Origin of the sequence: Streptomyces flavotricini (genome assembly GCF_020639365.1) — a bacterium.
Classification (GTDB): Bacteria; Actinomycetota; Actinomycetes; order Streptomycetales; family Streptomycetaceae; genus Streptomyces; species Streptomyces flavotricini.
Map to the genome: position 1 here is coordinate 6,622,867 of NZ_JAINUL010000001.1, position 16,241 is coordinate 6,639,107.

14 protein-coding genes are annotated in these 16,241 nt (G+C 74.5%); 10 read left to right on the forward strand and 4 right to left on the reverse strand.

Annotation, left to right across the window (positions count from 1 at the left end):
- The first annotated feature begins 1,221 nt into the window (after positions 1-1,221).
- The gene (locus K7B10_RS41355; protein ID WP_308284692.1) at positions 1,222-2,094 is read left to right on the forward strand and encodes a tetratricopeptide repeat protein; all 873 of its coding nucleotides are present in this window, start codon (positions 1,222-1,224) and stop codon (positions 2,092-2,094) included.
- 92 nt (positions 2,095-2,186) lie between these two features.
- Here the strand turns inward: K7B10_RS41355 and K7B10_RS30240 are convergent, their stop codons facing one another.
- Positions 2,187-3,458, reverse strand: coding sequence for a DUF1015 family protein (locus K7B10_RS30240; RefSeq protein WP_229340894.1), 1,272 nt, complete (start codon positions 3,456-3,458; stop codon positions 2,187-2,189).
- A 140-nt stretch (positions 3,459-3,598) separates the two neighbouring features.
- On the opposite strand from K7B10_RS30240, the gene K7B10_RS30245 reads away from it, so the two are divergent.
- The 4 genes from K7B10_RS30245 (at position 3,599) to K7B10_RS30260 (ending at position 7,806) form a co-directional block, all read left to right on the forward strand.
- Complete coding sequence (locus tag K7B10_RS30245) at positions 3,599-4,639, forward strand: HAD-IIA family hydrolase (RefSeq protein WP_229340896.1); 1,041 nt, start codon at positions 3,599-3,601, stop codon at positions 4,637-4,639.
- A 202-nt stretch (positions 4,640-4,841) separates the two neighbouring features.
- Positions 4,842-5,888 (forward strand): FecCD family ABC transporter permease, encoded by a 1,047-nt coding sequence (locus tag K7B10_RS30250; RefSeq protein ID WP_372481485.1) that lies wholly within the window; start codon positions 4,842-4,844, stop codon positions 5,886-5,888.
- Between the two features lie 68 nt (positions 5,889-5,956).
- Positions 5,957-6,946, forward strand: coding sequence for a FecCD family ABC transporter permease (locus K7B10_RS30255; protein WP_229345522.1), 990 nt, complete (start codon positions 5,957-5,959; stop codon positions 6,944-6,946).
- A complete protein-coding gene (locus K7B10_RS30260; RefSeq protein ID WP_229340898.1) occupies positions 6,943-7,806 on the forward strand; it encodes an ABC transporter ATP-binding protein in 864 nt (287 codons plus the stop codon). The genes K7B10_RS30255 and K7B10_RS30260 overlap by 4 nt, the downstream gene beginning before the upstream one ends.
- Here the strand turns inward: K7B10_RS30260 and K7B10_RS30265 are convergent.
- On the reverse strand, positions 7,790-8,137 hold the full coding sequence (locus K7B10_RS30265; protein WP_229340900.1) for an SCP2 sterol-binding domain-containing protein: 348 nt from the start codon (positions 8,135-8,137) through the stop codon (positions 7,790-7,792). The two genes, K7B10_RS30260 and K7B10_RS30265, sit on opposite strands and share 17 nt — an antisense overlap.
- Positions 8,138-8,202: 65 nt before the next feature.
- On the opposite strand from K7B10_RS30265, the gene K7B10_RS30270 reads away from it, so the two are divergent.
- The 4 genes from K7B10_RS30270 (at position 8,203) to recN (ending at position 12,112) form a co-directional block, all read left to right on the forward strand.
- Positions 8,203-8,502, forward strand: a complete 300-nt coding sequence (locus tag K7B10_RS30270) for a hypothetical protein (RefSeq protein WP_229340902.1) — start codon at positions 8,203-8,205, stop codon at positions 8,500-8,502.
- Positions 8,503-8,509: 7 nt separating this feature from the next.
- A complete protein-coding gene (locus K7B10_RS30275; protein ID WP_229340903.1) occupies positions 8,510-9,325 on the forward strand; it encodes a TlyA family RNA methyltransferase in 816 nt (271 codons plus the stop codon).
- Positions 9,322-10,296: an NAD kinase gene (locus K7B10_RS30280; RefSeq protein ID WP_308284646.1), complete on the forward strand. Its 975-nt coding sequence runs from the start codon at positions 9,322-9,324 to the stop codon at positions 10,294-10,296. Before K7B10_RS30275 ends, K7B10_RS30280 begins: the two co-directional genes overlap by 4 nt.
- Before the next feature lie 97 nt (positions 10,297-10,393).
- Complete coding sequence (recN, locus tag K7B10_RS30285) at positions 10,394-12,112, forward strand: DNA repair protein RecN (protein ID WP_229345524.1); 1,719 nt, start codon at positions 10,394-10,396, stop codon at positions 12,110-12,112.
- Between the two features lie 49 nt (positions 12,113-12,161).
- Here the strand turns inward: recN and K7B10_RS30290 are convergent, their stop codons facing one another.
- Positions 12,162-13,157 (reverse strand): HNH endonuclease, encoded by a 996-nt coding sequence (locus K7B10_RS30290; RefSeq protein WP_229340905.1) that lies wholly within the window; start codon positions 13,155-13,157, stop codon positions 12,162-12,164.
- 229 nt (positions 13,158-13,386) lie between these two features.
- On the opposite strand from K7B10_RS30290, the gene K7B10_RS30295 reads away from it, so the two are divergent.
- A complete protein-coding gene (locus K7B10_RS30295; protein ID WP_229340907.1) occupies positions 13,387-14,505 on the forward strand; it encodes a glycosyltransferase family 4 protein in 1,119 nt (372 codons plus the stop codon).
- 99 nt (positions 14,506-14,604) lie between these two features.
- On the opposite strand, the gene K7B10_RS30300 is transcribed toward K7B10_RS30295, so the two are convergent.
- Complete coding sequence (locus K7B10_RS30300) at positions 14,605-16,224, reverse strand: PucR family transcriptional regulator (RefSeq protein ID WP_229340909.1); 1,620 nt, start codon at positions 16,222-16,224, stop codon at positions 14,605-14,607.
- Between the last annotated feature and the right edge of the window lie 17 nt (positions 16,225-16,241).

Consider the following 16,241-nt stretch of genomic DNA (forward strand, 5'->3'; position numbering starts at 1 on the left):
GACGACGACCGCGGCGGTTTCCGCGGCGGCCGTGACGACCGTGGCGGCGACCGCCCGTCCTACCCCCGCCGCGACGACCGCGGTGAGCGTCCCTCCGGCGGTGGCGGCGGCTTCCGCCGTGACGACCGCGGTGGCGACCGCCCCTCGTACCCCCGTCGCGACGACGACCGCGGTGGCTTCCGCGGCGGCCGTGACGACCGTGGCGGCGACCGCCCGTCCTACCCCCGCCGTGACGACCGCGGTGAGCGTCCCTCCGGCGGTGGCGGCGGCTTCCGCCGTGACGACCGCGGTGGCGACCGCCCGACCGGCGGCGGCTTCCGCGGCCGCGAGGACCGTCCGTCCTACCCGCGCCGTGACGACCGTGGCGGCGACCGCCCGTCCTACCCCCGCCGTGACGACCGTGGTGAGCGTCCCTCCGGCGGTGGCGGCGGCTTCCGCCGTGACGACCGCGGTGGCGACCGTCCGTCGTACCCCCGTCGTGACGACGACCGCGGCGGGCGCCCCTCGTACCCGCGTCGCGACGACGACCGCGGCGGTTTCCGCGGCGGCCGTGACGACCGTGGCGGCGACCGCCCGTCCTACCCCCGCCGCGACGACCGCGGTGAGCGTCCCTCGTACCCGCGTCGCGACGACCGGCCTGCCGGTGGCGGTTTCCGCCGTGACGACCGGGGCGAGCGGCCTGCCGGTGGCGGCTTCCGCCGCGATGACCGCGGTGGCGACCGTCCGTCGTACCCCCGTCGCGATGACGACCGCGGTGGCTTCCGCGGCGGCCGTGACGACCGTGGCGGCGACCGCCCGTCCTACCCCCGCCGTGACGACCGCGGTGAGCGTCCCTCCGGCGGTGGCGGCGGCTTCCGCCGTGACGACCGCGGTGGCGACCGCCCCTCGTACCCCCGTCGTGACGACGACCGCGGCGGGCGCCCCTCGTACCCGCGTCGCGACGACGACCGCGGTGGCGACCGCGGCGGTTTCCGCGGCGGCCGTGACGACCGTGGCGGCGACCGCCCGTCCTACCCCCGCCGCGACGACCGCGGTGGCGACCGTGGCGGGTTCCGTGGCCGTGACGACCGCGGTGGCGACCGCGGTGGCGACCGTGGCGGCTACCGTGGCGGCCGCGACGACCGCGGCGGCGACCGTGACTACCGTGCGGACCGCGACCGGGACCCGGTCAAGCGCCTTCCGATCGACGAGGACGTCACCGGCCTCGAGATCGACGCCGACGTGCGCCAGGAACTCCTGAGCCTGCCCAAGGGCCTGGCCGAAGAGGTTTCCAAGAACCTCGTCATGGTGGCCCGGCTGATCGACGAGGACCCCGAGCAGGCGTACGCGTACTCGCGGATCGCCCTGCGCCTGGCCTCCCGCGTCGCCGCCGTCCGCGAGGCCGCCGGCTTCGCCGCGTACGCCACGCAGAAGTACAGCGAGGCGCTCGCGGAGTTCCGCGCCGCCAAGCGCATGACCGGCTCCGTCGAGCTGTGGCCCGTCATGGCCGACTGCGAGCGCGGCCTCGGCCGCCCCGAGCGCGCGCTGGCCATGGCCGGCGAGCCCGAGGTGCAGAAGCTGGACAAGGCCGGCCAGGTCGAGATGCGCCTGGTCGCCGCCGGTGCGCGCCGGGACATGGGGCAGCTGGACGCCGCCATCGTGACCCTGCAGAGCCCGGAGCTGGCCTCCAACTCCGTCCAGCCGTGGACCGCGCGTCTGCGGTACGCCTACGCGGACGCCCTGCTGGCGGCCGGCCGTGAGGACGAGGCGCGCGAGTGGTTCGCCAAGACGGTCGAGGCGGACAAGGACGGGGCGATGGACGCCTCCGACCGGCTCGCCGAGCTGGACGGCGTCGAGTTCGTCGACGCGCTCGGCGGCGATGAGCCGGACGAGATCGACGAGATCGACGACGAGGACGACGAGGACGACGAGCAGGACTCCGCTGAGGTGGCCGCCGCCGAGCGCGCCTCCGACCAGGCCGAGTACTACGACGAGGACGACGAGGAGTACGAGCCTCTGGAGCGGTCCGCCGAGGCGGACGCCGACGTCGACCTCACCGACGAGATCGTCGTCGTCGAGGACGAGGACGACGCGCAGGCCCGCGACAAGGCCTGAGCGCTGAACCGGCTCTCATGAGAAAGGGCGGTACCCCGGCCGGGGTACCGCCCTTTCTCGTGTCCGCGATCGGCCCGGCCCGGCCGATCGCGTCAGTCGAGGCTGCGCAGGACCAGGCCCGTGGCCGGCTTCGGGCCGAAGGACGTGGACTTGCGGGGCATCGTGACGCCCTGGCGGGCCAGGTTCCGGACGACTTCCTCCCGTACGGGGTGCAGCAGGACCGCCGTGCCGCCGTGCCGCTCCGCCATGGCGACGGTGGCCGCCGCGTCGTGGATGTACGTGATCTGGTCCGGGGTGTCCGGGATCTGCCACAGGGCGTCCAGCAGCGTCGCGTGCAGCACCGTCGCGTCCAGCCGGCGCCAGGCCTCGGGGCGGTCGTGCCGTACGGTGCGCTCCAGGAGGTCCAGGTCCGGGTCGGTGACCAGGTGGAAAGTGCCGTCGCCGGCCAGGAGGAAGGCGTTGCCGCGCTCCGCGGCGTCGCCGAGCGCCTCCAGGGCGAGCGGCAGCGGGCCGTCGACCGGGCGGACCAGGAAGTGGCCCGTCACGGCGGCCAGGGCGTCCGCGACCGGGAGGCGGCGCAGCATCCGGTGGATGGCGCGGACCTGGAGGGGGTAGCGGGCGGTGTCGACGAGGAGGACCAGGCCGAAGTCCCAGTCGGTGGGGGACTGGTGTTCCTCCTGGAGGCGCAGGTACGTCGCCCAGCGGTGGTGGCCGTCGGCGATGAGGGCCTGGCGGTGGCCGAGGTCGGCGGTGACGGCGGCCAGGTCCGCGGGGTCGGTGATGGCCCACAGCCGGTGCCGGAAGCCGTCCTCGGTGGTGGTGGCCAGCAGGGGCGGGCGGGCGGCGGTCCGCTCGACGACCGCCGTCGCGCCGGCCGCGGGGTCGCCGCCGAGGTAGGTGAGCAGGAGGGGCTCCAGATTGGCCGAAGCGGCCCGCATCAGGCCGGCCCGGTCGGTGACCACGTCGGGCATGACGTCCTCGTGCGGGAGGACGATGCCGGCGTCGGGCTTCGAGAGGGCCAGGGCGCCGATCAGGCCGCGCTGGAGCACGCCGCCCTTGCGCTGCTCGTAGACGTACAGCGCGGGCTCGGGGTCGGCGCTGAGGACGCCCTTGGAGAGCCAGTCGCGCAGGGTGTGCGCGGCCTGTTCGTTGCGCTCGGCGGGGGTGCCGGCCTGCGGGAGGATCAGGCGGACGATGTTGTGCGGGTCGGCGGACTCCAGGTGGTCGACGCCGTCGGGCCGCACGACCACGTCGTACGGCGGTGAGGTGACGGCGGCCAGGCTGCCGACACGCTCCGGGACGTAGCGCAGTCCATGGAAAGGGATCAGGCGCAGCCCGTCGTCCGCGGTACCAGATGTGGTCATTGGTGCATGGTAAGACGCGTCTCGCGATGCGGGATGATCGGGTGAGGAAGACCGCAAGTCGCATGCGTTCGGTATCGGTCACGGGCGGACGGATGCGACGGACGGACCGTCGAGGATCGAGCGGACAGGGAGCCGACAGGATGACCCGGCAGAGCAGGACGAGTCCGGCGGGCAGCGAGCGCAGCCTGCACCAGGCGTACGACACGGCCCTGCTGGACCTGGACGGCGTGGTGTACGCGGGCGGCGAGGCGATCGGGCACGCCGCGGAGTCCCTGGCCGCGGCCCGGGCCGACGGGATGCACCTCGCGTACGTCACGAACAACGCGCTGCGGACACCGGAGGCGGTCGCCGAGCACCTGGGCGAGCTGGGGATCCCCACCGAGGCCGGCGAGGTGATCACCTCGGCGCAGGCGGTGGCCCGGCTGATCTCTGAGCAGGTGGCGCCGGGGTCGAAGGTGCTGGTGATCGGCGGGGAGGGGCTGCGGGTCGCGCTGCGCGAGCGGGGGCTCGTACCGGTGGAGTCCGCCGACGAGGAGGGTCTCGCGGCGGTCGTCCAGGGGTACGGGGGCCCGGATCTGCCGTGGTCGCGGTTCGCGGAAGCCTCGTACGCGATCCACCGGGGGGTGCCGTGGTTCGCGTCGAACACCGATCTGACGATCCCCGGGGCGCGGGGAATCGGGCCGGGCAACGGGGCCGCGGTGGAGGTCGTACGGATCGCCACGGGCGCGGAGCCGCAGGTGGCGGGGAAGCCGCTGCCCCCGATGCACCGGGAGACGGTGCTGCGGACCGGGGCGGAGCGGCCGCTCGTCGTCGGGGACCGGCTGGACACGGACATCGAGGGCGCGTTCAACGGGGACGTGGACTCGCTGCTGGTGCTGACCGGGGTGACGGACGGGGCGCAGCTGCTGCGGGCCGAGCCGGCGCACCGGCCGACCTACGTGGACCGGGACCTGCGCGGGCTGCTGACGGGGCAGCCGGAGGTCGTGGCGTCGGGGGAGGGCTTCCGGTGCGGGGGCTGGACCGCGGTGGCGGCGGCGGGCGTACTGGAACTGCGGGGCGAGGGCGATCCGAACGGCTGCGTCGACGCGTTGCGGGCGCTGTGCGCGGCCGCGTGGACGCAGGCCGGGGACGGCTCGTGCACGCTGGACGCGGGGAAGGCGCTGGCCCGGATCGGGCTGTAGGGGGTCTTCGCCACACAGCGCCGTCCGCCCGGAGAGCGGCCGTGCCGGGCGGCGCGGGGAGGGTCGTTCGCGGGTCCTCCCCGCGCCGACCCGACCCGGGCCCCCCGCCGCGGCCGCGCCCGGGACGCCGTCGTGCGTGGTTCGAGGGGATCCCCGGATCCTCAGGGCCAGTTCGGGCGCAGGGTAGGCTAACCTAACTTTCGTGTTGGTCGAGAGTCCCCCTGAACAGAGCGCGGCGCCGGTCGCCGCCATCCGCCCGCGGCACGCCGCGCGCGCCGCCGGTCTGCTCGGCGCCCTCGCGGTGCTGGCCCTGATCGCGGTGGCGAGCATCGCCGTGGGCGCCAAGCAGATGCCCCTCGACCAGGTCTGGCACGGCCTGTTCCACTACGCGGGGACGCCCTCCGACGTGGTGGTGCGCGATCTGCGGGTACCGCGCACCCTCCTCGGGCTGATGGTCGGGCTCGGCCTCGGCCTCTCCGGCGCCGTGATGCAGGCGCTGACCCGCAATCCGCTGGCCGAGCCCGGCATCCTCGGCGTCAACGCGGGCGCCGCGGCCGCCGTGGTCTCGGCGATCACCTTCCTCGGTGCCTCCACGCTCAGCGAGTTCGTCTGGTGGGCCTTCCTCGGCGCCGCCGTCGTCTCCGTCGTGGTCTACGTACTCGGCGGCAGCCGCGGCGCGACGCCGGTGCGGCTCGCCCTCGCCGGTACGGCGGCCAGCGCGGCCCTGGTCGGCTACATCAACGCCGTGCAGCTGATGGACAGCAAGGCGCTGGACAAGCTGCGCTTTTGGACCGTGGGCTCCCTGGCCTCCGCGAACATGGACACCGTCCGGCAGGTCGCTCCGTTCCTGCTGGTGGGCGCGGTGATCGCGCTCAGCCTGGGCAGGCCGCTCAACGCGATGGCCATGGGCGACGACACCGCGCGGGCCCTCGGCGCGCACCTGACGCGGACCCGTATCGGCGCGATGGTGGCCATCACGCTGCTGTGCGGGGCGGCGACCGCAGCCTGCGGGCCGATCGTCTTCATCGGGCTGATGATCCCGCACCTGGTGCGGATCATCACCGGTCCCGACATGCGGTGGGTCCTCGCCTACTCGGCGGTCCTCTCCCCGGTGCTGCTGCTGGGCGCGGACGTCATCGGCCGGGTCGTCACCCGGCCCGCCGAGCTCCAGGTCGGCATCGTCACCGCGCTGATCGGCGGACCCGTCTTCATCCACCTCGTCCGGCGCAAGAGGATGGCCCAGCTGTGACCGTCGACCTTCGGGCGGACAAGCCCGGATCCCGTGCCCTGCGCGGCCCCGGCGGGCTGTCCCTGCGGATGGAGCCGCGTGCGCTGGCGGTCGGGCTGCTGCTCACCGCTGCGGCGCTGGCCATGGCCGTCGTCCTCATCGGCACCGGCGACTTCGAGATCGCGCCGTGGGACGTCGTGCAGACCCTGCTCGGCAACGGCTCCCCGGCGAACGACTTCATCGTCAACGACCTGCGGCTGCCGCGGGTGCTGGTCGCCGTGTTGGTGGGCGCCGCGCTCGGCATGGCCGGCGCCGTCTTCCAGTCCGTCTCCCGCAATCCGCTCGGCTCCCCGGACCTGCTCGGATTCAGCTACGGCTCGGCGGTCGGCGCGCTCACCGTGATCGTCCTGTTCAAGGGCGGCGCGACGGCGGTCGCCGCGGGCGCGCTCGTGGGCGGCCTGCTCGCGGGCGCCCTCGTCTACCTGCTGTCGTACCGGCGCGGCATCCACGGCTACCGGCTGGTGCTGGTCGGCATCGGCACCTCCGCGATGCTCGTCGCCGTCATCAACTACCTGCTGACCAAGGCCCAGCTCGTCGAGGCCACCCGCGCGATGGTCTGGCTGACCGGCTCGCTCGCCGGCCGGGACTGGAGCCAGGTCTGGCCCCTGCTGGCGACCTGCGCGGTGCTGTTCCCGCTGGTCCTCGGACAGGGCCGGGCCCTGCGGATGATGGAGATGGGCGACGACGCCGCGTACGCCCTCGGGGTGCGGGTGGAACGTACGCGGATGCTGCTGATGCTGGCGGCGGTCCTGCTGACCACCGCGGCCGCCGCGGCCGCCGGCCCCATCTCCTTCGTCGCCCTGGCCGCGCCCCAGCTGGCCCGGCGCCTGACCCGCTCGCCCGGGTCGAACCTGCTCACCGGCGCGCTGATGGGATCCGTCCTGCTGCTCGTGTCCGACTGGGCCTCGCAGCGCGCCTTCGGCGCCGACCAGCTGCCGGTGGGCGTGGTGACCGGGCTGGTCGGCGGCGTCTACCTGCTCTGGCTGCTCGTCACCGAGCGCAAGGCGGGACGTATATGAGCACGGACACGAGCAACTCAAGGAGTACGCAGGTGCAGCGGCTGACCGCGCAGAACGTGACCCTCGGCTACGAGCAGCGGGTCATCGCCGAGAACCTGTCGGTGGAGATCCCGGACCACTCGTTCACGGTGATCGTCGGGCCCAACGCGTGCGGGAAGTCCACGCTGCTGCGCGCCCTGTCGCGGATGCTGAAGCCGTCCGCGGGGCAGGTGCTGCTGGACGGGCACGCCATCGGGTCGATGCCGGCCAAGAAGGTCGCCAAGACGCTGGGGCTGCTGCCGCAGTCCTCGATCGCGCCGGACGGGATCACGGTCGCCGACCTGGTCTCCCGCGGCCGGTACCCGCACCAGGGGCTGCTGAGGCAGTGGTCGGCGGAGGACGAGCGGATCGTCCTGGAGTCGATGGCCTCGACCGGGGTCGCCGAGCTCGCTGACCGCTCGGTGGACGAGCTGTCGGGCGGGCAGCGCCAGCGGGTGTGGATCGCGATGGCGCTGGCGCAGCAGACGCCGCTGCTGCTGCTGGACGAGCCGACCACGTACCTGGACATCCAGCACCAGATCGACGTGCTCGACCTGTGCGCCGAGCTGCACGAGGAGCAGGGGCGGACCCTGGTGGCCGTGCTGCACGACCTCAACCACGCGGCCCGCTACGCCACGCACCTGATCGCGATGCGCGGCGGCGAGGTCGTGGCGGAGGGGCCGCCGGCCGAGGTGGTCACGGCGGAGCTGGTGGAGAAGGTCTTCGGCCTGCGCTGCCAGATCATCGACGACCCGGAGACGGGCACCCCGCTGGTGATCCCGGCCGCGCGCAAGCCGAAGCCGTCGGCCGGGCTGCTGACGGGGACTACAGCAGGCTCTTGAGGCGGAGCAGGTCGCGGAAGCCGGCCTCCAGGCGGACCCGGCCGGAGGCCCAGGCCTTGGCGAACTTGAGCTCGCCCGCGACCATCGCCACCAGGTCGTCGCCCGTCATCGCGAGCCGGATCTCGGCCTTCGCGGCGGGCGGGCCGGGGGAGACCGCGTCCACCCGGATCCGGCCGTCTTCGAGGCGGCCGGTGAAGGTCCGGTCGAGGTCGGTGATGTGACAGCTCAGGGAGCGGTCCATCGCGGCGGCGCCGCGCACGCCGCCGTCGGCCCGTGCGAGGTTGCCGGAGAGTCTGTCGAGTGCGGCTCGGCACTCATCGATCGTAGCCATCGTGATCTCGACCGTACCGCAGAGCCGTGCGTGGCCGCCCGGGTGCTTCGGGGTAGCGTCGGGGCATGACCGACGACATGGCCGAGGTACCGCAGGCGGGGGACGCGGCGGACGTACCGCGCGCGGCGGAGGCGGCGGACGCACCGGAGGCCTGCGGGGAGGCGGCGCCCGAGCCCCTGGGCCTCGTCCGTACGCCCACCGGCCACGCCGGAGTGGACGCGCACCTGGAGCGGCTGGCCGACGCCGACCGCCTCACGGCGGACGGACACGTCGCGGTGTACGAGGATGTGCACAGGGGGTTGCGTGACGCGCTGACCGCGCTGGACGCACCGCCCGTCCCCGGACCGTACGAAAACAGGAGCTGAACCGAACGTGGCAGGAGTGGCACGCCGCCGCCTGGACGCCGAACTGGTACGCCGCAGCATGGCCCGCTCGCGCGAACACGCCGCCCAGCTGATCGCCGCGGGCCGGGTGACCGTCGCAGGCGCCACCGCGACCAAGGCGGCCACCCAGGTCGAGACCAGCGCGGCCCTCGTCGTCCTCAAGGACGACAGCGACCCCGACTACGTCTCCCGGGGCGGCCACAAGCTGGCCGGCGCGCTCGCGGCCTTCCAGCCGCAGGGGCTGGCCGTGGAGGGCCGCCGCGCGCTGGACGCGGGCGCCTCCACCGGCGGGTTCACCGACGTGCTGCTGCGCGCGGGCGCGGCCCACGTCATGGCCGTCGACGTCGGCTACGGGCAGCTCGCCTGGTCGCTGCAGAGCGACGACCGGGTCACCGTCAAGGACCGTACGAACGTCCGCGAGCTGACCGTCGAGCAGCTCGACGGGGTTCCGGTCGACCTCGTGGTCGGCGACCTGTCCTTCATCTCCATCGGCCTGGTGCTGCCGGCCCTGGTGCGCTGCTGCGCGCCGGACGCGGATCTGGTGCTGATGGTCAAGCCGCAGTTCGAGGTCGGCAAGGACCGGCTCGGCAGCGGCGGCGTCGTGCGCAGCCCGGAGCTGCGGGCGGAGGCCGTGCGCGAGGTGGCGGCCCGGGCGGCGAAGCTGGGGCTGGGCGTGCTCGGGGTGACCGCGAGTCCGCTGCCGGGTCCGTCGGGGAACGTCGAGTACTTTCTGTGGCTGCGGGCGGGGGCACCGGCACTCGACCCGGCGGATGTGGACCGTGCAGTGGCGGAGGGGCCTCAGTGACTGATTCAGCGGACAGGTCGTCGGACACTACGAACAACTGGAACAACGCGCACGACGCGGACCCGGGCGTTCCGGGGCAGGGGCGGACCGTCTTCCTGCTCGCGCACACCGGGCGGCCCGCGGCCATCCGCAGCGCCGAGCTGGTCGTGCAGGGACTGTTGAAGAACGGCCTGGGCGTACGGGTCGTCGAGTACGAGGCGCGGGACCTTCCGCTGCCGCCCGAGGTGGAGCTGGTGTCCGAGTGCACCCCCGCGGTGCTCGAGGGCTGCGAGCTGCTGATCGTGCTGGGCGGCGACGGGACCCTGCTGCGCGGCGCCGAGTTCGCGCGCGGCTCGGGGGTGCCGATGCTCGGCGTGAACCTGGGCCGGGTGGGGTTCCTCGCGGAGGCGGAGCGGGACGACCTGGACAAGGTCGTGGACCGGGTCGTGACGCGGGAGTACGAGGTCGAGGAGCGGATGACCCTCGACGTGCTCGTACGGACGAACGGCGACGTGATCCACCGGGACTGGGCGCTGAACGAGGCCGCGGTCCAGAAGGTGTCCCCCGAGCGGATGCTCGAAGTGGTCCTGGAGATCGACGGGCGCCCGGTGTCCGGCTTCGGCTGCGACGGGATCGTCTGCGCGACCCCGACCGGTTCGACGGCGTACGCCTTCTCCGCGGGCGGGCCGGTGGTCTGGCCGGAGGTGGAGGCGCTGCTGATGGTGCCGATCAGCGCGCACGCGCTGTTCGCGAAGCCGCTGGTGACCTCGCCGGACTCGGTGCTGGCGGTGGAGGTGCAGCAGGGCGTCCCGCACGGGGTGCTGTGGTGCGACGGCCGCCGGATGCTGGAGCTGCCGGCCGGGGCCCGGGTGGAGGTCCGGCGGGGTGCGGTGCCGGTGCGGCTCGCCCGGCTGCACCACGCGTCGTTCACGGACCGGCTGGTCGCGAAGTTCGCGCTGCCGGTGTCGGGGTGGCGCGGGGCGCCGCACTGAGAGCCCACCCAATAGCACACGTGTTCGGGAAACTCCCCGCGGGTGACGTCACATGGCATAGGTGAAACCTCGGTATCGTCGTCCCGTGCTTGAGGAGATGCGGATACGGTCGCTCGGGGTCATCGACGACGCGGTGGTCGAGCTGTCGCCCGGTTTCACCGCGGTGACCGGCGAGACCGGCGCGGGCAAGACGATGGTCGTCACCAGCCTCGGCCTGCTGCTCGGCGGTCGCGCCGACCCGGCCCTGGTGCGGATCGGGGCCAAGGCGGCGGTCGTGGAGGGCCGCATCGTCTTGCGCCCCGGCGCGCCCGCCGCCCTACGGGCCGAGGAGGCCGGGGCCGAGCTCGACGACGGGGCCCTGCTGATCAGCCGGACCGTGTCCGCCGAGGGGCGCTCGCGCGCCCACGTCGGCGGCCGGTCCGTGCCCGTCGGCCTGCTCGGCGAACTCGCGGACGACCTGGTCGCCGTACACGGGCAGACCGACCAGCAGGGGCTGCTGCGCCCGGCCCGGCAGCGCCAGGCCCTCGACCGGTACGCGGGCGACGCCGTCGCCGTACCGCTGGAGAAGTACGGGTCCGCCTACCGGCGGCTGCGCGCGGTCGCCGTCGAACTCGACGAGATCACCACCCGGGCCCGGGAACGGGCCCAGGAGGCCGACCTGCTGCGCTTCGGCCTGGAGGAGATCGCGGCCGTGGAGCCGCTGGCCGGCGAGGACGCCGAGCTGGCGGCCGAGGCCGAACGGCTCGGCCACGCCGAATCGCTGGCCTCGGCGGCGCAGATCGCGCACGCGGCCCTCGCCGGGGACGTCGAGGACCCGGAGGGCGTCGACGCCAACACGCTCGTCGCGGGCGCGCACCGGGCCCTGGACGCCGTACGGTCGCACGACCCGGCGCTCGGCGCGCTCGCGGAGCGGATCGGGGAACTCGGGATCCTCCTTGCCGACGTGGCCGGGGAACTGGCCGGATACGCGGACGACCTGGACGCCGATCCCCTGCGGCTGGCCGCGGTGGAGGAGCGGCGGGCGGCGCTGACCCAGCTCACGCGCAAGTACGGCGACTCGATCGACTCCGTCCTGGAGTGGGCCGAGCGCGGTGCGGCGCGGCTGCTGGAACTCGACGGCGACGACGAGCGGATCACCGAGCTGACCGCCGAGCGGGACGGTCTGCGGGCCGAACTGTCCCTGCTGGCACAGGCGCTGACGGACGCGCGGGTGGAGGCGGCGACGCGGTTCGCCTCGGCCGTCACGCAGGAGCTGGCGTCGCTGGCGATGCCGCACGCGCGGGTGACGATCGACATCCGGCAGGTGGAGGACCCCGAGGGGGTGGAGGTCGACGGCCGTCCGGTCGCGTACGGGCCCTCGGGCACGGACGAGGTCGAACTGCTGCTGGCCCCGCACCCGGGCGCCCAGCCCCGGCCGATCGCCAAGGGTGCCTCGGGCGGTGAGCTGTCGCGCGTGATGCTGGCGGTGGAGGTCGTCTTCGCGGGCTCCGACCCGGTGCCGACGTACCTCTTCGACGAGGTCGACGCGGGCGTCGGCGGCAAGGCGGCCGTCGAGGTCGGGCGGCGGCTCGCGAAGCTGGCCAAGTCGGCTCAGGTCGTGGTCGTCACGCACCTGCCGCAGGTGGCCGCCTTCGCGGACCGGCAGCTGCTGGTGGAGAAGACCAACGACGGATCGGTGACCAGGAGCGGCGTCAAGGTCCTGGAGGGCGAGGACCGGGTCCGCGAGCTCTCGCGCATGCTGGCGGGCCACGAGGACTCGGTCTCGGCCCGGGCGCACGCCGAGGAACTCCTGGCGGCGGCGCGCGCGGACGCGTAGGACTCGTGCGGGGCCTTCTCCGGCGTGCCGCCGCGGAAGGCCCCCACCGTCACTCCTCGCCGGCGATCCGTCTGCGGGCCATGTCGTAGGCCCAGGCGTAGGTCGACGCCTTCTTGTCGACGGAGAAATGACGGCCGGTGGCGGTGTCGAGCACCACGTGGAACTCCTCCATGAGGCGGGGCCAGTCCGCCTGCGCGAAGTCCTCGTCGGACCACCCGTACAGCCGCCGCAGCTCGTCCTTGACCTCGGCGAAGAACGTCCGCGCGGGGCGCGGGGGCAGCCCCACCTTCACACCGAGCGCGCGCAGGCGCGCCTGTTCCTCCTCCGAGGCCTGCAGCCACTTGGATCCGCCGTCCCGCAGCTCCGCGTAGTCGACCCAGGCCCAGAAACTCTCGGCGTCGGCGACATCGGGCGCCTCCTGGTGGTGCTCGCGGCACAGCAGCGCGAAGTTCCTGACGTCCATGGAGCCGCCGAGGGAGGCGGGGACCACGTGCGCGCGCTCGACCGGGGTGGCCCAGCAGATCAGGCAGCAGGCCTCGCTCATGCCGAGGTACTCGGCTATGGCCTTGACGCCGGGCGGTGACCTGCGGTCGGCCGGGGCGTGCTCACGCGGCCTCAGGGGAAGGCCGGCGTGATCGTACTCGTGACTGGTGCCGTCCTCCGGCGGCCCGATCAGCAGGGCCTGCGGAAGGTCGTCGCGCTGCGGCCTCGGGTTGGCGACATGGAGGAGCGGGGTCCGCGCTTCGGTGAGGAACGGCATCAGATAGCCGAGGGTGAACTCCTGCATCAGCTCCAGGGCGTCGCCGTCGTAGCCCCCCGCGGCGTTCCGGTGACCCTGGACGTCGAGGTAGAGGATGCGGGGCGTGCCGGGGAAGCGGAGCCGGGCGGACCGGACCATGAGGAAGATCCGCTGCGCGGCGCGCTCGAAATCCTCGTACACCGCCATGTCGTGGTAGATCGCGATCGGCTTGCCGGTGCCGGTGCCGGTGCCGGTGCCGCTCCGGCTCCCGCCCCGCCGCTTCTTCCCCGTCTTCTTCTTGCTCATCCGCCGCATCCGCCCGGGGTTCGTAAGTTTGTGTCCATGGCGTCCAGGGTTTCAGGCACCACTGACAACCGGTCCCGGAGGGCGGGGCGTTAGGCCGTGTGGGTGAGGCTCGGGGGCGTGTGGCGGTATCTCGCGCGGGATCCGTACCCGTATGGTCCCGGAACGTGCGTGCGGACTGGCATCCTGGGCGACGACTCTGCCTCCCTCACCCACCCTGGAGCCTCGGCCCGTGAGCAGCTCCCCGGTCTCGATCCCGGTCCCCCCGCAGCCGTACGGGCGGCCGCCGCTCCGCACCGTCCAGGTACTCGGCGGCGCGGGCGCGGGCAGCAGCGCGCACGTACGGTCGCTGACCACCGGGCTCGCCGCGCGCGGGGTGCGGGTCACGGTGTGCGCGCCCGTGGAGGCGGAGGGGGAGTACGACTTCACCGGAGCGGGGGCGCAGTTCACACCGGACGCGGTGAGCGCGCTGCGGGCCGTGTGCGCCGGGGCGGACGTGGTGCACGCGCACGGGGTGCGGGCCGGGGCGAGGGCCGCGCTGGCGCTGCGCGGGCGCCGGGTGCCGCTGGTGGTGACCTGGCAGGGCGGCGGGCCGGCCGCCGAAGGGACGTTCGGACGGCTGGGGCGGGTGCTGGAACGGCACGTGGCGCGGGCGGCGGCGGTGGTGCTGGGCGCCTCCTCGGACCAGGTGGACCTGGCACGGGCGCGGGGCGCGCGGGACGCGCGGCTGGCGCCCGTGGCCGTACCGGTGGCGCCGGCCGGACCCGACGCCGGGACGGACCCCGGCAAGGTGCGGGCGGAACTCGGAGCGGTGGAGCGGCCGTTGCTGATCGCCGTCGGGAGCCTGGTGGAGCACCGGGGCTACTCGGTGCTGCTGGACGCGGCGCGGGCGTGGCGGGTGCTGGAGCCGCTGCCGCTGGTGGTGATCGCGGGGGAGGGCCCGCAGCGGGCCGAACTGGCCCGGCGGATCGAGGCGGAGGGGCTGCCGGTGCGGCTGCTGGGGCGGCGCCGGGATGCCGCGCAACTGCTGGGGGCGGCGGACGTGGCGGTCCTGCCGAGCCGGTGGGAGGCCCGCTCCCTGCTGGCGCAGGAGGCCCTGCGGGCGGGGGTACCGCTGGTCGCCACCGCGGTCGGTGGCGTACCGGAGCTGATCGGGGACGCGGGGGTGCTCGTCCCGTACGGGGACGCGGCCGCACTCTCCTCGGCGGTGACGGACCTCCTCGCGGACCCGCCCCGCCGCGCCGCCCTGAGTGCCGCGGGCCGCGCCCAGGCGACCACCTGGCCATCGGAGGACGACACGGTGGCCCAGATCCTGTCGGTCTACGACGAGTTGATGGACCGCCGCAGATAGCCCCCGGGGCCGGCTTCCGCGTGCCGCTCGGCACCCCGTGGCGGCGCGGCCCGGCGGAGCCCGGGAGGGCCGCCGGGCCCGAGCGGTGCGGGGAGGGCGTCAAGAGGGCGTGTGGCGGCGGGCGCGGAGGGCCAGGCTCAGGGACAGGACCGTCTCCGGATCGTCCAGGTCCGTGCCGAGGAGCTCCGAGATGCGGGCCAGCCGGTTGTACAGGGTCTGGCGGTTGAGGTGGAGCTCGCGTGCCGTCTCCGCCTTGCGGCCCGCGTGGGCCAAGTACGTCTCCAGGGTGGGCAGGAGCGGGGGGCGGGACGCCGCGTCGTGCACGCGCAGGGCGCCGATCGCGCGGTCCACGAACGCCGCCAGGTCGGGGTGCTCGCGCAGCCGCCACAGGAGCAGGTCGATGTCCAGGCGCCGCGCGTCGTACCAGGGCCGGGCCGGGAGGCCGTGCGCCGCCGTGGCGGTCTCCGCAGCGTGGCGCAGGCCTGCAGAGGCGGCGGCCCAGCCGCCCGCCACGCCCACCACCACCGCCGGCGGGGCCGCCGCGCGGTCCAGGCCGGCCCGTTCCACACCGGCCCGCAGGGCGGCGGCCACGCGGTCCGCCACCGTCGTGCGTTCCGATTCCGAGCGGAGCGAGACCAGGAGCGGGACCCGGCCTTCCACCGGGCGCACGCCCAGGAGGACCGGGACGCCCACCGAGCTCAGCTCCTCCAGGACCGCCCTCGCCAGCACCGCCCAGTCGCCCGACGGGCCCAGGGAGGAAGACAGCCGCATGACCACCGGCAGGAGAGGGCCCGCGCCCGGCTTGAAGCCCAGGACGCGGGCCTGTGCCGGGGCGTCCTCCGCCGAGATGCGGCCCTCCGCCAGGTCCGTCAGGAAATCGCCGCGGCCGCGTGCCGCCAGTTCGTCCTCCTGCCGCGCCTGCATCAGTACGACCGCCAGCACCCCCGCCGTCCGTTCCGCCGCCATCCGGTGGACGGGCAGCAGCGGCGCCGACACGCCCAGCAGCACCACCCTGGCGCGGACCGAGCCCGTGCCGTGGCCCCCGCCCGGGACGTCGATCAGGACCGCGTTGGCCGACGGCTCCGCCTCGCGCTGCCCCCGCAGCCCCTCCCAGACCTGCAGCGGGTCCGCCGCGGCCTCCCCGGAGACCGGGCCCGCCGCGTACAGGAGCTGCCCGTCGGGGGTCTCCAGGAACACCGGATTACCGGTGAAATCGGCCAGGATGTGCAGGACTTGGGGGATCCCACCACCGCTGAGCAGGGCCTCGGTACACCGCCGGTGCACCTCCTCGGCCCGCTGGAGCAGGGCGTAGTGGTGGTTGACGATCTCGGTGTGGACCTCCTCCGTGACCGCCACGAACGGCACCTCGCGGTGCAGTTGGACCAGGGGCAGACCGGCCGCCCGCGCCGTCTCGACGAGCGTCGCCGGGAGCCGGGTGAAGCGCGGACCCAGTTCGACCACCAGCGCGGCGATCCCGCGGTCCGCGAGGCGTCGTACGAAGGCACGCTGCTCGGCGGGCCGGGTCCCGAGGCCCAGCCCCGTGGTCAGCAGCAGCTCCCCGCCCTTGAGCAGGGACGCGATGTTCGGCACCTCGCCCGCGTGCACCCAGCGCACGGTCCGGCCCAGGCGGTCGGCGCAGGCCACCACCTCCGGCAGCCCGCTGCGCAGTCCGGGCAGCTCCAGCGCCCGCTGAACGGTGATCCCGCCCTGGTTGTCCATGTCGCGGGACGCTACCA

Excerpts from the sequence above, each read along its gene's own strand:
- K7B10_RS30240 (WP_229340894.1), bottom strand. The coding sequence starts at position 3,458 with ATGACCACATCTGGTACCGCGGACGACGGGCTGCGCCTGATCCCTTTC.
- K7B10_RS30245 (WP_229340896.1), top strand. The coding sequence starts at position 3,599 with ATGACCCGGCAGAGCAGGACGAGTCCGGCGGGCAGCGAGCGCAGCCTG.
- K7B10_RS30255 (WP_229345522.1), top strand. The coding sequence starts at position 5,957 with ATGGAGCCGCGTGCGCTGGCGGTCGGGCTGCTGCTCACCGCTGCGGCG.
- K7B10_RS30260 (WP_229340898.1), top strand. The coding sequence starts at position 6,943 with ATGAGCACGGACACGAGCAACTCAAGGAGTACGCAGGTGCAGCGGCTG.
- K7B10_RS30265 (WP_229340900.1), bottom strand. The coding sequence starts at position 8,137 with ATGGCTACGATCGATGAGTGCCGAGCCGCACTCGACAGACTCTCCGGC.
- K7B10_RS30270 (WP_229340902.1), top strand. The coding sequence starts at position 8,203 with ATGACCGACGACATGGCCGAGGTACCGCAGGCGGGGGACGCGGCGGAC.
- recN (WP_229345524.1), top strand. The coding sequence starts at position 10,394 with ATGCGGATACGGTCGCTCGGGGTCATCGACGACGCGGTGGTCGAGCTG.
- K7B10_RS30290 (WP_229340905.1), bottom strand. The coding sequence starts at position 13,157 with ATGAGCAAGAAGAAGACGGGGAAGAAGCGGCGGGGCGGGAGCCGGAGC.
- K7B10_RS30300 (WP_229340909.1), bottom strand. The coding sequence starts at position 16,224 with ATGGACAACCAGGGCGGGATCACCGTTCAGCGGGCGCTGGAGCTGCCC.